The sequence below is a fragment of the Pseudomonas sp. GW823-FHT02C05 genome, assembly GCF_058797595.1.
Genome location: NZ_JBXAJU010000006.1, coordinates 252,638 through 266,655, shown reverse-complemented (window position 1 = coordinate 266,655; position 14,018 = coordinate 252,638). Strand labels below are relative to the sequence as shown.

Here is a 14,018-nt window from a genome sequence, read left to right as displayed (position 1 = left end):
CATGGTGCGGTGCTGGGCCTGGCTATGTCTGTGTTTGCTTCCTGGGTGGGTGACGGCCCAGGACGAGCCTCTGCGCCTGGCCTGGAAAACCGCCCCGGACAGTGAGCTGGTGAGCCTGAGCAAGACCCAGGTTCTGTCTCGCGAGCCGTTGCCCAAGGATCTGCAAGCGCCCCTGGGCAGTGTCTGGAAACTCTTTGTCTACGCCTGGCTGGTGGACACCGGCGCCCAGGAGCCGGCCTATGCCTGCCAGGGCAAGTCCAAGGAAGAGGTCTACTGCTGTGCGGTGGGTGCCAGCATCGCCCGTGATCAGGCGCTGGTACGTTCCTGCGGTTTGTATTTCGAGCCCCAGCGCTTGCAACTGTCCGCCGCTGACTGGCGCCATTACTGGCAGGCCCGCAACGCCCCCGACTGGTTGCAGGACCTCAACCAGCTGCAGCCCCAGACCCGGGTCCCGGTGGCGGAGCTGCTGCAGGTGCTGGCGTTGTTGCCGGCCCGGGACACGGCCCGGCGCGTGTTGCTGGATGTGGTGCTCAATGCCGCCGATGGCGCAGTAGTGGGCGCCTTGGGCGGGCGCTTGCGGGTCAAGACCTGGAGCTGGCTGGCGGATCAGGACCCGCAGTCGCGCCAGGGTGGTTTTGCCGGCTGGCTGGTGGATGGCACACCGCTGTGGGTGGGCGGGCGTGGCACCAGCCAACGGGTGTTGAAGGACTACGCCCAGGCCCTGAACCAGGAACTGCCGGACAACCCGCCTGTGGATAAAGGCCGCTGTGTGGAGGTCAGCCTGTTTTCCCGCTACCCGCTCAAAAGCGTCAGCCAGGGCGGCCAGCCGGCTAAACCGGGTGCCTTGCAAGGGGATTACCGGGTGGAGTTTGCCAACGGCAACCAGCTGGATATCCACAGCGCCGGCGAGCTGTTCCTGCAGCAAGACCCTGCGGCCCAGCGACTGGTGGCGCGCCTGGACCGTGAGGAATATGTCGCTCGGGTACTGCAGCGCGAAGCCACCAGTGAGCCAGTGGAGGCCGCCAAGGCGTTGGCCGTGGCCATCCGTACCTACCTGTTGCAGAACGCCGGGCGCAGCGGCGAATGCCTGAGCATCGACGACAGCAGCAACCGCCAGCGGGTCGCGCCGCGCCCGGCCACTGCCCAGGCCCGGGCCATTGCCGCCTGGACCAGCGACCTGGTGCTGGCCGGCACTCAAGTCACCTATCACTCGGACCTGAAGGCGCCGGACAAACTGTCCTGGCAACAGGCCGTGGAGCAGGCCCGGTCCGGGCAACGCTACGACGCCATCCTGCTGCACGCCTATCCCCGGGCCAGCCTCAGCCGCTGGGACAACCCCGTGGCCTCCTGCGAACCCTTGCCGGCGGCCCAGGAGTGGCTGCTGCAGCAGCGCCGGCGCTGGCGCCAACCGCTGGAGCAAGAGATCGGCTACAACGAAATCAGCCAGTTCGCCGTGTGCCGCCTGAGTTTCGGCCGGCCCTACGTCGACCGTGAACGGCAACGCATCTATGTGCGGGGCGTGCTCTCGCTGCAAGATCGCCTCGACCTGACTCATGAATACCTGCACCTGGCCTTTGACGCTCATCCCAACGGCCAGGATGAAACCTACATCGAAGGGCTCGCCCGTCATCTTTTATTGGAATAGGCCATGAAACTTCCTGCTCCCCCGGTCCTCCTGTTCCTTTGTGGAATGTTCAGCCTGCCCATGGCCCTGGCCGACAGCGGCATCCAGCTCGACACCCCCAAGGGCGGCTGGCGCACTCGAGCCATGGATGGTGAACAGTACATTCAGGAGGTCAACTACCCAGCCTCCTCGGTGAATACCCCCCAGGGCCAGGCCGATACCGCGCGTATTCGCGGGCAGATCAAGGGTGCGCCCAAGGCGAACAAAGAGCCCGGCAAGCTGATCGTCAATGGCGTCAGCATGCCGCTCAAGTTCGATGAGCAAGGCAGCTTCGACCGGCCGTACGCCTTCCCCAACGGCAGCAACAGCGTCGAAGTGCGCAGCCCGGATGGCCAGCAGCGCAAGCGCGTGCAGTTTCTCAACACCGGCGGTGGCGTGACCCCGCCCAAGTTGCGCGTGCTGCTGTCCTGGGACAGCGACAACACCGACCTCGACCTGCACCTGGTAACCCCGGACGGCGCGCACATCTGGTACGGCGACCGCGTGGCTCCCAACGGCGCGACCCTGGATGTGGACGTGACCACGGGCTACGGCCCGGAGATCTTCTCCATGCCGGCGCCGCTCAAGGGCCAGTACCTGGTCTATGTGAACTACTACGGTGGCGGTTATCGCAGTGACGACGATGAAGACGGCGGCCAGGAAAATGCCGTGCAGCCCCTGACCACCGCCCAGGTCACAGTGATTACCGAGGAAGGCACGCCGGATGAAAAGAGCGAGACCTTTGTGGTGCCGATGCGCGCTCCCGGGGAGCTGACCCTGGTGCGCAGTTTCAGTTATCCATGACCGGGCTCAACGGATGCGCTTTCCCGGCCATCCGTTCATTGCCCTGAGACAATACGGGCCCCCGGTGTTTGCCTTGCAATGAATCACCATTCATTGGCAGGGAAATGCAGAACATGGGTGCTTTTCAATCGTTGTTGAAGTGCTGTGTAGTGGCCGGAAGCTGTGCCTCCAGCCTGGTGTTGGCTGCGGGCGCCGACGGTTTGCAGCGGGTCAAGGTGGACCTGGTGGCGCCGCCCCAGGTGCATGTTCATGAGCAGGCTGTCAGCGGGCCGCCGAAGGTCGTGCAGTTTCGCATGAACGTGGAAGAGAAAAAGATGGTGGTGGACGATCAGGGCACCACCCTGCAGGCCATGACCTTCAACGGCTCCATGCCGGGGCCGACCCTGGTGGTGCACGAGGGCGACTACGTCGAGCTGACCCTGAGCAATCCGGCCAGCAACAGCATGCCCCACAACATCGACTTCCATGCGGCCACCGGTGCCCTGGGCGGTGCGGCCCTGACCCAGGTGCTGCCGGGGCAGGAAGTGGTGCTGCGTTTCAAGGCTGACCGCAGCGGGACCTTCGTCTATCACTGCGCGCCGCCGGGCATGGTGCCCTGGCACGTGGTTTCGGGCATGAGCGGGACCTTGATGGTGCTGCCGCGCGAAGGCTTGCAGGACCCTGCCGGCAAGCCCTTGCACTATGACCGGGCCTACACCATCGGCGAGTTCGACCTGTACATCCCCAAGGACAAGGACGGGCATTACAAGAGCTACCCGGACCTGGCCTCCAGCTACCAGGATACCCGTGAAGTGATGCGTACCCTGACCCCGAGCCACGTGGTGTTCAACGGCCGTGTCGGCGCCTTGACCGGAGCCAACGCCCTGACCGCCAAGGTCGGCGAAAGCGTGCTGTTCATCCACTCCCAGGCCAACCGCGATAGCCGTCCGCACCTGATCGGCGGCCATGGCGACTGGGTCTGGACCACCGGCAAGTTCGCCAACGCCCCGCAACGCAACCTGGAGACCTGGTTCATCCCCGGCGGTTCGGCCCTGGCGGCGCTCTACACCTTCAAGCAGCCGGGCACCTACGTGTACCTCAACCACAACCTGATCGAGGCCATGGAGTTGGGGGCCCTGGCTCAGGTCAAGGTCGAGGGGCAGTGGGACGATGACCTGATGACTCAGGTAAAGGCCCCCGGGCCCATGACTCCGGCCAAGTGATAGCAGCCGGGGCTCAAGCCCCGGCACCTGGCATCAGAGGTTCAGGGCGAACTTCAGGTAGCCCGGATACACCTGGCGCCAGTCGTCCTGGAAGGTATGGCCTTGCTCATGCTCATGGCTCTGGACCTGGTTGCCGGGTTCCAGGGCCTGTTGCGTGGCGGCGGTGAGCTTCTGGTTGCTCTCGTGCTCCTTGGCGCCATGGACGATGACGATGCGCTTGTCCCGGGCCTTAGTTTCGCCGAAGGGAATCCGGTAGCCGCCGGGTGACAGCAGCAGCGCGCCGCTGTAGTGCTGCGGGTACTCGGCGATCAGGTGCGAGGCGTGCTCGGCACCTTGGGAGAAACCCATCAGGACGATGCGCGAGCGATCGATACGGGTCTGCTTTTCCAGTTTCTTCAGCGCTGCGCTGACCGCTTCTTCGGTCGGTGCTACCGAATGCTGCTGCCACATGAATTGGTGTTCGTCGCGCTTGAGAGTGCCGTTGATGCCCACCAGCACGGCTTTTTCCCCCACAAGGTCCGTGCGCATGTCGATGCCGTCGCTGCCTTCGGTACCGAACCCCGACAGCCAGACCACTACCGGCCAGCCCTCGCTCGGGGCCTTGCCCTGGGGAATGCTGAAGGCCGCAAGGCCCGCATCCCTGGCCTTGGCCGGGTAGTTCTTCTCGGCGGCCTGCAACAGCTTCTTGTAGGCCGGGTCCTGCTGCAACGATTCCAGTTCGTCGTCTTCCTTGAGCAGCACCAGCTGCCAGAAGCCACGCTCGCGGGCCTGGTCGAGGTATTCGGCGGCGCGCTTGTTCTTGTCCATGGCCGCCAGGCTGCCGGCGGCCTGGTAGGAGGCGTAGGCATTCTTCGGATCGAGGCGGGCAGCGGTCAGGTAATAGGCGAGGGCGCCGGCGTAGTTGTCGTGCTGGCTCTTCTCATTGTCCCCGGCCTCGATGAAATCCGCTGGCGTGGCTTCGTCCAGGTACAGGTTGGCCATGCCGGCCAGGCCTTGCCAGCGCCCCTTGGCGACGTCCTGTTGCGCATCGGCATGGGCCCAGGAACTGCTGAGGCTGAGAACGCTGAACAGCGAGAGAAATGACAGGGGCAGGCGTACTGCGGCCGGCAACGACATGACTGAGAGTCCTTTTTCAGTGAAGGAGGTCCCGGGCCGTTGCCCGAAACGGCGCGCAGCTTAGCATGGCGGATCGCCCGGATGGACGACCCGCGCTGTGGCCGGAGTCAGCGCCGAAGCGGTAGGTCAATCGCTCTGGTCGGCGGTGGAAATCACTTCATCGATCTTCCAGCAGCCCTTGTCCTTGATCATCCGCACATCGACGATCTGGGTGGTGTCCGGGGTGTTGCCCAACGTCACTTGCTCCTTGGCGCTGGAGCCCTGGACTTGTGGTTCGCTGACCTTGATCTGGGTCAGCCACTCATCCATGTAGTCCTGGGCCTTGAGGAAGTAGTCCTCTTCCAGGCCGTCGGGGCTGGCCATCTGTTTCTTGATCTTGGTGATCAGCGAGTCGGAGACGTACTTCTTCATTTCCGCCACGTTGTCGGTCAACGGATCCTTGTCTTCGCTGAAGGTTTGCAGGTACCAGCTATAAAACGCCTGGGTTGCGGGCTTTGGCGAACTGGCGCAGTCGGCCAGGGCGACCGACTGATGCATCGCGACCGCTGCCAGAAGCGAGCAGAACAGCATTCTCATGGAGGACCCCTTACGGATGGCGATAGATTTTGTAGGCAGGTTTCTGCACCCGGTAGGAATGCCCCGGGTAGAAACCGTGCAGTTGCTTGAAGTCTGACACCCAGAGTGTGCCGTTGAACATCGCCATGTGACCGTGGGGGTGCCCTGGAATGGGCTGGATGATCACCACATCGCCCGCTGCGGGCGTCTGGCCGGCCGGCTGTTCGATGAAACCGGCAGAAGTCAATGATGAGCCGAAGTCCTTGGCCGAGTGCTTCCTGTGCAGAATCACCCCACCGCCACCGGCTTCGATCGCCTGGCGAGTATAGGCCGCACAGCGCCCCGTACTACCGGCGTGAGCGTGAGCGTTCAAGTGACTGATAGCGGCTTCTTTATTCCACATTCCTTGTCATCCGAGAGTCCTGGAGAGCGGCGAGTTTATTCTTGCCCAAGGGCGCCGGAAATACTGGCTAAGTGCCTTATTTGCCGCCTTTGGGGGGCGTATCACAGTTATCCCGCTGATTGGCAAAACCACGCAGGAGCCAGGCGGCCTGGCCGTTCAGTCCGGCTGCAACTCCAGGGCGCTGCGCGATACCGTGTGCACTCGGTTGCGCCCCTGGTGCTTGGCGCCATACAGGGCTTCGTCGGCCAGGGACAACAGGCGCGGCAGGTCGTAGCCCCGGGTTTCACTGCTGACCACACCGATGCTGACGCTGAGCAGCCCGGGTTCCAGCAGAGGCAAGCGGGCAAAAGCCTGGCGAACCCGCTCGGCTACCGTTACTGCGGCCTGCTCATCGGTCGCGGCCAGGAGGCAGGCGAACTCTTCACCGCCAATGCGGGCAAATACGTCTTTTGTACCCAGGGTTTCTGCAAGCACCTGGCTGAATGCGACCAGCACCTGGTCGCCGGTCTGATGACCGTAGGCGTCGTCCAGGCGCTTGAAATGGTCCAGGTCGCACAGCAGCAAGGCCATTGGTGAGCACCGGCGCTGGCATTCGATCAGCATCCGCTCGCCATTGACCATGAACGCCCGGCGGTTGCCGATACCGGTCAGGGCGTCGCAGAAGGCCGCCGCCTTGAAGCGCAGTTCGACTCGTTCCTTGACCATGCACAGGGTCACGTAGGCAATGCCAATCACATACAGCATCGATTCGAACAGCATGAATGGAGAAGAGTGGCACCCCGGCAACAAGGCTCTTCAGCGCCTGATCAAGGGGGATGTCCTGGTCGACAAAGGTACGCTCGGCATAAAACGCGGTATGCAGCACCGTCAAGATCAAGATCAAGATCAAGATCAAGGCTGGCAGGTAGGTAACTTCGAGACAATGTCGGTTGCGCCAGAACTCCAATATTGTTAGCAAGCCATGTCTGGCGACGATAGCTGAATACACCGAAACCCATATTGTTATGGAAGCATAAAAAGAGGGGATCAGGCACAGAGCAAGCCATGACGCTGCTCTAGCCAGTATTTTCGGTTTGCAGGAAGTGCGGCCGTGAGTATGCGTATTTCGCTTCGGTTCCATGCTGCAAGCAGCAAAAGAACCATGTTGCCAAGCACCTCAGGTACGAACTCTGCTTCCAGATTATGCAGGCTTACCTGCGCCAGACCCAAGGCGGCCAGAAGCATCATGCTGCTCAGGTCGGACAATGGGCGCTCTCGAGTTTCGCGGAGCCAGGTGTGAATGGTCGATAGCCCGGTCAGGACGAAAATGAAAGTCGAAACCACGAGCAGGGTGGGGATGTGGAGCGTCAATACAATGGCCTCTGCTCAAAGTTATATCAGGATTTAGTCCAAGACTAAGCAGTAAACAGAGTAAACAGAGTAAGCGATAAAACGAGGATTAATGGGCAGTTGTGTCGTCCGTTGGAGGTAACTAAGAAGTCGGTCTGAGTGTCTCAATGGTAGAATGGCGCCAGCCGCTATCCATCATTCATGAAACAGCTCGGTCGGGCAAGCTGAGTCAATCAATTTAGTTGTTGGATAGTTGGAATTAAAGGATGGTTAAACTTTCGGAGTGGGGGCTATTAGTATTGTAGTGTAACATTGTTCGTGCGCGTTATATGTCAAAAAAGTCCAGAAGGTCAGATCGGGTAGAGCCAAGGGAAGGTTATAACTATATGAGGCGGGGCTTGCCTGGAAAGGAGCCAGAAGTCTCAGGAGGTTATTAGTATTATACCTGAAACTGTCTGGTTATTTTTTAGCCAGCTCTCGATAAATTTTGACGTATTCGTTAACCATCACCTCTGCGGTAAAGTGCTTCCAGTATCGCTCTTCGGCTTTCTTGCCTAGTTTTTCTGCCTCTGCTGGATTATCCCAAAGGTAACGCATGGCTTGACGTAGCGCATCTGGGTCGCTGGGTGGAACAACTAGCCCCGTTTCGTTGGCTATATTTATAAAGGTCGTACCGGTACCGATCTCACTGGAAATCATCGGTTTTCCGAACATGGCACCTTCAAGAAGTGAAATGCCGAAAGCTTCGGATCGTAAGTGCGAGGGGAACACTACCGCATAGCAAAGCTCAAGAAGGGAAACTTTGTCCTCCTCGGGGAGTTGCCCAAGGAAGAATATATTATTCAAGCCCAGCCTAGCTGCTCGTGCCTTGATCTGATCTTCAATTGGGCCTGCTCCAACTATGACTATAGGGTAAGAAGTACCCTGTGCAGCTTCCATTAGAATATGAAGCCCTTTGTAATAGCGAATCATTCCTACAAAAAGAAAGAATTTTTTTCCAAGTTTATTCCGCCAGAACGTTAGACGCTCTACGTTTGGAACTGGATAGCTGGATTTATCTAGGCCGATCGGAATAATTCTAACTTTATCCACGTATCCAGTAAGCACTTCGCTGGTGGCTAAATAGTTTGGCGAGGTGGCTACAATGCAATCCATGCTGTTAAGAAATAATCTTTTAATGGGGCGATAGATTTTAAGCAGATTTTTCTGGCGGATGATGTCGGAGTGATAAGTGACTACCGTAGGCTTTTTTATACGCAGGGTTAAATGCACAATATCCATGAATGGCCACGGAAAGTGGAAGTGAATAACATCTGCTTCTTTGGCCAGTTGTGCAAAACGCCGGAACGCTGAAATAGAGAACCCAGTCGATGCGATTTGGAAGTCTAGTCTTGCCCTGTGTGAAAGATAACCGTCAATTTCGATTGTGCGAGGGGCGATGTTAGGAGTAAGTGACAATACGTCTGTATGAACCCCGAGTCTAGTGGCGCCTCTGGCGATTTGACTAATCACCTGCTCGACACCACCTATTGAATCAGGGAACGATGTCTTATAGAAATGAAGAATCCTCATGCCTGTCTGGACCTTTAACTAACCGACTATTGATTTGAACCAAACAGAGTAAGGCTGAGCCAGCCACCACTTTAAAGGTAGGCTGCCGTGATACTTACGCACCACCGCCATCGCTTCCTTGTAGTGGCGCCTTCTCAAGGTTTTGGTCTTGGTTGCTGCGTGTTCACGATTGACTGCCACGTAGTTATCAACGAATCGCATGGCCCCCAGTTGTTTGTACAGCCTCCACCACAAGTCATAGTCCATAGCCATGTGCAACTTTCCATCTACGCCTCCTACCAAGTCCCATGCTGTCCGACGGATCAAGGTTGCGGGTTGAGAGATGATGCAACGCAAGGCCAGCCTGCGCTCCTGGAAGGGTTCCACCCACACAGGTGTGCATTTTCCGTTTTTCTGAATCACATTCCAGGCCCTACCGTAAACGGCTGGTACATCTTGGCAGGCTTGCAACTCTTTCACGAGTGTCGCCAACCCATCTGGTAGGAACCAGTCGTCGCTATTTAGCCAGCAAACATAGGGTGCTTTTCCTTGCGAAATACCCTCATTGATTGCCGCGGCTTGACCGTCATCCGCATGGCTGCGCCATCCACATAAGCGGTGTTCCCATTTACGAATAACCTCCACGGAGTTATCAGTTGAGCCGCCATCTAGGACAAAAACCTCAACAGGAATATCCTGCTGAAAAATTGATGCTAAAGCGTCGTCAAGAAACTCACCTTGATTATAAGAGGGTACGGCAATTGTTATCAAAGGTTCGGTCATTAATTTACTCCGCCACATTGGACAGGAAGTCCTCGTAGGCACGTGCGATACCATCCTGCAGTGAAGTTTTTGCGCTCCATCCCAAGTTGCGCATACGGTCTATGTTTAAGAGCTTTCTCGGCGTTCCGTCTGGTTTGTCACTATCAAAGACTATATCGCCTTCGAAACCAATAACACTCATCACAGTTATGATCAGATCGTGGATAGTTATGTCCTTGCCGGTTCCGACATTGAATAGCCCGCCATCTGTAGGTGTCTCCATCAGGAGAACGCTGGCATCGGCGAGATCGTCGACAAACAGGAATTCACGTTTGGACCTGCCCGACCCCCAAACGACAAGATGGCTTTCCCCATTGACCTTAGCCTCATGTGCCTTACGAATTAACGCAGGCAACACGTGGCTATTGTTTAAGTCGTAATTGTCATTGGGACCATAGAGGTTAGTCGGCATAATTGACGCATATTGAGTGCCGTACTGGTGGTTGTAGCTTTCACACAGTTTTAGGCCTGCTATCTTTGCGACAGCATATGCTTCATTTGTCTGCTCTAAGGGCCCTGTGAGCAAGTACTCCTCCTTGATAGGTTGGGGGCACTCACGAGGATAAATGCAACTGGATCCAAGATAAAGTAAGCGCTGGACATCTGCCTTCCAAGCTGAATGTATAACATTTGTCTGGATCATCAGGTTCTGATATATAAAATCAGCAGGGTAAGTTTGGTTTGCATGAATCCCGCCCACTTTTCCTGCGGCCAAAAAAATGTAATCCGGCTTTTCGACTCGTATGAAGTCTTCGACTGCAGGCTGATTGGTTAAGTCCAGTTCAGTATGAGTTCGAAATACCAGATTGACATAACCTTCCTCATGAAGGCGGCGCTTAATGGCCGAACCTACCATCCCCTGATGGCCGGCAATGTATATCTTGGAGGCTTTATCCATTGCTTATTTACTCGTGGCGATTGTAGGATGAGTATCCGTGCTTAGTCACCAGTTCATCACGCTCTGCGATTTTCATGTCTTCCAGCATCATTTCCGAAACCAGTTCCTTGAACGTGATTTTTGGAGTCCAATTGAGAATTTTTCTTGCTTTTGATGCATCACCGAGCAAAGTTTCGACTTCCGTCGGACGGAAGTAGCGAGGGTCAATTGAAACTATGCAGTTGCCTTTTTCGTCGAAACCTTTTTCGTCAACGCCTTGGCCTTTCCAAGTAATAGTAATGCCGATTTTTTCAGCTGCCAGTTCTACGAATTCACGGACACTGTATTGAACTCCAGTTGCGATGACGAAGTCTTCCGGTGTCTCTTGTTGCAGCATCAGCCATTGCATCTCGACATAGTCTTTTGCATGGCCCCAGTCGCGTTTAGCATCAATGTTACCCAGGTACAGGCAGTCTTGAAGCCCAAGTTTAATTCGAGCTAGTGCGCGGGTTATCTTGCGAGTAACGAAGGTTTCACCACGAATAGGGCTTTCGTGGTTGAAAAGGATACCGTTACAGGCGTACATGCCATAGGCTTCACGATAGTTGACGGTAATCCAATATGCATAAAGCTTGGCAACCGCATAAGGCGATCGCGGGTAGAACGGTGTGGATTCCTTTTGAGGGATCTCTTGCACTAAGCCATAGAGTTCAGAAGTAGATGCTTGATAGAAACGGGTCTTTTTTTCTAGGCCCAAGATCCGAATGGCTTCTAGAATACGTAGAGCGCCTAATGCGTCTGAGTTAGCAGTGTATTCAGGCTCTTCAAAGGATACAGCCACATGCGACTGTGCTGCCAGGTTGTAGATTTCATCCGGCTGTACTTGCTGGATAATACGAATCAGGCTCGACGAGTCGGTCATGTCGCCGTAGTGCAGGATAAAACGTTGATCGGGCTCGTGCGGATCTTGGTAAAGATGGTCGATACGATCAGTGTTGATCAGTGAGCTACGACGCTTGATGCCATGGACCTCATAATTTTTGCTTAAAAGAAGCTCCGCGAGGTAGGCCCCATCTTGTCCTGTTACTCCGGTAATTAATGCTGTCTTTTTCATGCTCTTCACTTAAAGTTAGGTAGTGTTCGGGTGTTTAAGTTTTGATCAGGCTGGTGTATTACTGAATGCCCAAAAAAACTATTTAAATCGTCATTGCTTGGCTGGCTGCGGAACCGCTATTCAAGCCTAGTCCCTTTTTGTAGTAGGTTCTTAATGTAAGTCGTTTTATCATTTGTCCCCCCCCCTCCTCCTTGATCGCAAAATAATTGGTTGTCCAGAGACAGTGACGGAACCTATCTCTGGACTGGTTGGTCGTTATTGCTCAAGATCTTTTAGCGCTTTTTCCAGCCTTTCAGTTCGGTCGATCAGTACTTGGCGAGTGTTGACCAAGTCTTCGGTGCGCTCTAAGAGATCTTGGCTGGTTTGCTCTAGAAGTGCTGTGCGCTCGATGAGCAGCTGTCTGGTATTGATCAGGTCCTGATCAAGTTCAGAGAACTCTTTTTTAGTTTGCTCGAGTAGCCGTGTGCGCTCTACCAGTGTCTGGCGAACAATAATAAGCTGCTCGTTTACATTGTTGTATTCAGTTTGGTGGCAGTTCTCGAGCGAAAGATAATCTATGTCGTGGTTTAAATTTAATAGATAAATCCCGTTTGCGCATTTTGCAATATTGTTCCAAGCAACTGTGTACTCGCGAACACCATCTCCATTATTAAAACGGTTAGGAGCAGTTTTTTTGATCAGTACATCTTCAAGAGAGGCTTCGAGTAGTACTTGGCCAAAGAGCAGCCCTTTCTGCCAATATTGGCGAGCCTCTTCCTGCTGTTCACGTGCGAGTGAGATCCTACCTGCTAGGTAGTGTGCTTCTGTTACTTTAGTAGCGAGGTGGATACCAAACTTTCGAATGTCAATCTTGGTGCAGGCTATAAAAGCTTCTTTCGCCTCAAGCATTTGGCCGGTAGCTTGCAGTAACTTTCCTTTAATCATGAGGAGAGAAACTTTCCAGCGCACCCCCATAAGGTCCTTGGAGGAAAGTTCTGTAAATTGATCTATTTTTGCAAGAACCTCCGCTACTGCGCCAACTTCCATCAGATGAGCTTCAAAAATGGAATAGGCTTTAACACATAGCGCGGCTGCGTAGTCATTGGACTTCCGGTCCATGGTGCGCAATACCTGCTCTGCGAGCGTCGCTAAGGTTTGAGGGTTTTTCAGGCGATAGCTGACATTAACCATGGCATAGATGAGCCATGGGTTTTCAAAATACGCCGAGTAGCGAATTGAAGGATGTCCTGAGTCTGCAATGTTTGCGAAAACTCTTTCTTCATATGGAAACGTGGATCCCAGTGGTGATTTCATGGCAGTCATCAACCACCACTCGCACTCTACCGGAGAGTCTTCGGATAGTGGTACTTGTCTGAGGGACCGACTACGACGCTCCCAGACATTATCTTGCCCCGCGAGCTTAACTTGGCTTGCAGTTTGTGCGTATGCGTCTTCAAGCAAGAAGTGGTTAGAAAGCTCGGATTTTAAGCGCTTCCAGTCGTACACATGAAGATGAAAGGGATTCGGATCGGTGCCTGTCTCATCACTCCAATCGTTGGGGACGCTCACAATGACCCGGCCACCAGGCGTCAGTACCCGATAGAACTCTTGGAGTAGCTCTGCTGGTTTCTCGACGTGTTCGAGCGTCTCGAAGGAAATTACAACATCAAAAGAACCATCTTGGTATTGCGATAGTGCTTCAGGGAGCATGCCCGATTGGTATTTGGCTCTATCGCTATTGAATGAAAAAGATTTTGTCGCGTAGTCGATTGCGTAATCGCTACCATCGATACCTACGACAGATGCCGCCTCAGTCAAGTGACGGACAATATACCCACCGTATCCGAGGCCGCATGCGGCATCCAGCACGCGATCTCCTGGCTTAATATAGTTGCATGCCCATTGATAACGGATGATATGGGCATCCGAGCGCTCTCCAGTGTCGCGCGTCATATCCATATGCAGGCCACGCTCTGCATCTAGAGACTCAAGTGTATAGTCGGTCAGTGCCTCGGCCGGAATTTTTTCGAGAAGGATGTAGATTTGCCAACTATCGTTGTTGAGCGCCTCGTACTCATTCAATCGATAATAGTTAGGGTGCTTTCTAAACCCAGCTTCAAAGCACTTTGACTCCCACCAAGCACGGCCTTCGACAGTCAAATGCCAATGTCCATCTCGGTCTTGGGTTGTTGCCAATTGCAGAAATACGTATCTGCCCGCAACTCTAAAAATTTCCTGAAGCGCCTGTGGCACATCTGTTTTTTCCAGATGCTCCATGCAGTCTGTTGAAACGATGGTATTGAAAGCGCCGTCAGTAAATGGAAGTGAAAGGATGGAGCCCTGCTGGAAACGTCCCGGCAATCGTTTATTGCAGCGTTCAACCACTACAGTGCTGACATCTAGGCCTTTAGCATCAATTCCTCTGCGCAGTAGGGCGCCGACCAGCAAGCCTTCGCCTGATCCAAGGTCAAGGACGCTGCCGAGGCCGCAGGTATTCACGATATGATTGGCAATGATTTCAACGTCACCGCTGGATTCGCCAACCCTGTCCTCTCGCGACCAATAGTCGTCGTACTCAGCTCTATAATCAGTCATTGATAAGC

14 protein-coding genes are annotated in these 14,018 nt (G+C 55.1%); 4 read left to right on the top strand and 10 right to left on the bottom strand.

Annotation, left to right across the window (positions count from 1 at the left end; translation table 11 throughout):
• Position 1 precedes the first annotated feature (1 nt).
• The 3 genes from AC1RGE_RS29590 to nirK all read left to right on the top strand — a co-directional run bounded on the left by AC1RGE_RS29590 (position 2) and on the right by nirK (position 3,669).
• A complete protein-coding gene (locus AC1RGE_RS29590; RefSeq protein WP_492585522.1) occupies positions 2-1,645 on the top strand; it encodes a DUF2300 domain-containing protein in 1,644 nt (547 codons plus the stop codon).
• A gap of 3 nt (positions 1,646-1,648) precedes the next feature.
• Complete coding sequence (locus AC1RGE_RS29585; protein ID WP_015637188.1) at positions 1,649-2,467, top strand: YfaP family protein; 819 nt, start codon at positions 1,649-1,651, stop codon at positions 2,465-2,467.
• 113 nt (positions 2,468-2,580) lie between these two features.
• A complete protein-coding gene (gene nirK, locus AC1RGE_RS29580; RefSeq protein WP_492585520.1) occupies positions 2,581-3,669 on the top strand; it encodes a copper-containing nitrite reductase in 1,089 nt (362 codons plus the stop codon).
• Between the two features lie 33 nt (positions 3,670-3,702).
• Here nirK and AC1RGE_RS29575 read toward each other — a convergent pair whose 3' ends face one another.
• The 4 genes from AC1RGE_RS29575 to AC1RGE_RS29560 form a co-directional block, all read right to left on the bottom strand.
• Positions 3,703-4,785 carry a dienelactone hydrolase family protein gene (locus AC1RGE_RS29575; protein ID WP_019092772.1) on the bottom strand — a complete coding sequence of 361 codons (1,083 nt, stop codon included), beginning with the start codon at positions 4,783-4,785 and terminating at the stop codon, positions 3,703-3,705.
• 126 nt (positions 4,786-4,911) lie between these two features.
• Positions 4,912-5,361 (bottom strand): DUF3828 domain-containing protein, encoded by a 450-nt coding sequence (locus AC1RGE_RS29570; protein ID WP_011063716.1) that lies wholly within the window; start codon positions 5,359-5,361, stop codon positions 4,912-4,914.
• Positions 5,362-5,371: 10 nt separating this feature from the next.
• A complete protein-coding gene (locus tag AC1RGE_RS29565; RefSeq protein WP_011063715.1) occupies positions 5,372-5,743 on the bottom strand; it encodes a hypothetical protein in 372 nt (123 codons plus the stop codon).
• 156 nt (positions 5,744-5,899) lie between these two features.
• Positions 5,900-6,502, bottom strand: coding sequence for a GGDEF domain-containing protein (locus AC1RGE_RS29560; RefSeq protein ID WP_345769786.1), 603 nt, complete (start codon positions 6,500-6,502; stop codon positions 5,900-5,902).
• Between AC1RGE_RS29560 and AC1RGE_RS29555 the strand changes: the two genes are divergently transcribed.
• Complete coding sequence (locus tag AC1RGE_RS29555; protein WP_492585518.1) at positions 6,501-6,698, top strand: hypothetical protein; 198 nt, start codon at positions 6,501-6,503, stop codon at positions 6,696-6,698. The two genes, AC1RGE_RS29560 and AC1RGE_RS29555, sit on opposite strands and share 2 nt — an antisense overlap.
• A gap of 71 nt (positions 6,699-6,769) precedes the next feature.
• Here AC1RGE_RS29555 and AC1RGE_RS29550 read toward each other — a convergent pair whose 3' ends face one another.
• The 6 genes from AC1RGE_RS29550 to AC1RGE_RS29525 form a co-directional block, all read right to left on the bottom strand.
• Entirely contained in the window at positions 6,770-7,093 is a 324-nt protein-coding gene (locus tag AC1RGE_RS29550; RefSeq protein ID WP_492585517.1) for a hypothetical protein, read from the bottom strand.
• Positions 7,094-7,531: 438 nt separating this feature from the next.
• Complete coding sequence (locus AC1RGE_RS29545; RefSeq protein WP_492585515.1) at positions 7,532-8,644, bottom strand: glycosyltransferase family 4 protein; 1,113 nt, start codon at positions 8,642-8,644, stop codon at positions 7,532-7,534.
• Between the two features lie 18 nt (positions 8,645-8,662).
• Positions 8,663-9,406 (bottom strand): glycosyltransferase family 2 protein, encoded by a 744-nt coding sequence (locus AC1RGE_RS29540; protein ID WP_072445012.1) that lies wholly within the window; start codon positions 9,404-9,406, stop codon positions 8,663-8,665.
• A 4-nt stretch (positions 9,407-9,410) separates the two neighbouring features.
• Positions 9,411-10,343 carry a GDP-L-fucose synthase family protein gene (locus AC1RGE_RS29535; RefSeq protein ID WP_492585513.1) on the bottom strand — a complete coding sequence of 311 codons (933 nt, stop codon included), beginning with the start codon at positions 10,341-10,343 and terminating at the stop codon, positions 9,411-9,413.
• Positions 10,344-10,350: 7 nt separating this feature from the next.
• Positions 10,351-11,436 (bottom strand): GDP-mannose 4,6-dehydratase, encoded by a 1,086-nt coding sequence (gene gmd, locus AC1RGE_RS29530; RefSeq protein ID WP_072444907.1) that lies wholly within the window; start codon positions 11,434-11,436, stop codon positions 10,351-10,353.
• Positions 11,437-11,691: 255 nt separating this feature from the next.
• On the bottom strand, positions 11,692-14,010 hold the full coding sequence (locus AC1RGE_RS29525; protein ID WP_492585511.1) for a methyltransferase domain-containing protein: 2,319 nt from the start codon (positions 14,008-14,010) through the stop codon (positions 11,692-11,694).
• Between the last annotated feature and the right edge of the window lie 8 nt (positions 14,011-14,018).

What these genes read in the sequence shown, in the direction of transcription:
- AC1RGE_RS29590 (WP_492585522.1), top strand. Translation starts at nt 2, where the DNA reads ATGGTGCGGTGCTGGGCCTGGCTATGTCTGTGTTTGCTTCCTGGGTGG.
- AC1RGE_RS29585 (WP_015637188.1), top strand. Translation starts at nt 1,649, where the DNA reads ATGAAACTTCCTGCTCCCCCGGTCCTCCTGTTCCTTTGTGGAATGTTC.
- nirK (WP_492585520.1), top strand. Translation starts at nt 2,581, where the DNA reads ATGGGTGCTTTTCAATCGTTGTTGAAGTGCTGTGTAGTGGCCGGAAGC.
- AC1RGE_RS29575 (WP_019092772.1), bottom strand. Translation starts at nt 4,785, where the DNA reads ATGTCGTTGCCGGCCGCAGTACGCCTGCCCCTGTCATTTCTCTCGCTG.
- AC1RGE_RS29570 (WP_011063716.1), bottom strand. Translation starts at nt 5,361, where the DNA reads ATGAGAATGCTGTTCTGCTCGCTTCTGGCAGCGGTCGCGATGCATCAG.
- AC1RGE_RS29565 (WP_011063715.1), bottom strand. Translation starts at nt 5,743, where the DNA reads ATGTGGAATAAAGAAGCCGCTATCAGTCACTTGAACGCTCACGCTCAC.
- AC1RGE_RS29555 (WP_492585518.1), top strand. Translation starts at nt 6,501, where the DNA reads ATGAATGGAGAAGAGTGGCACCCCGGCAACAAGGCTCTTCAGCGCCTG.
- AC1RGE_RS29560 (WP_345769786.1), bottom strand. Translation starts at nt 6,502, where the DNA reads ATGCTGTTCGAATCGATGCTGTATGTGATTGGCATTGCCTACGTGACC.
- AC1RGE_RS29545 (WP_492585515.1), bottom strand. Translation starts at nt 8,644, where the DNA reads ATGAGGATTCTTCATTTCTATAAGACATCGTTCCCTGATTCAATAGGT.
- AC1RGE_RS29540 (WP_072445012.1), bottom strand. Translation starts at nt 9,406, where the DNA reads ATGACCGAACCTTTGATAACAATTGCCGTACCCTCTTATAATCAAGGT.
- AC1RGE_RS29535 (WP_492585513.1), bottom strand. Translation starts at nt 10,343, where the DNA reads ATGGATAAAGCCTCCAAGATATACATTGCCGGCCATCAGGGGATGGTA.
- gmd (WP_072444907.1), bottom strand. Translation starts at nt 11,436, where the DNA reads ATGAAAAAGACAGCATTAATTACCGGAGTAACAGGACAAGATGGGGCC.
- AC1RGE_RS29525 (WP_492585511.1), bottom strand. Translation starts at nt 14,010, where the DNA reads ATGACTGATTATAGAGCTGAGTACGACGACTATTGGTCGCGAGAGGAC.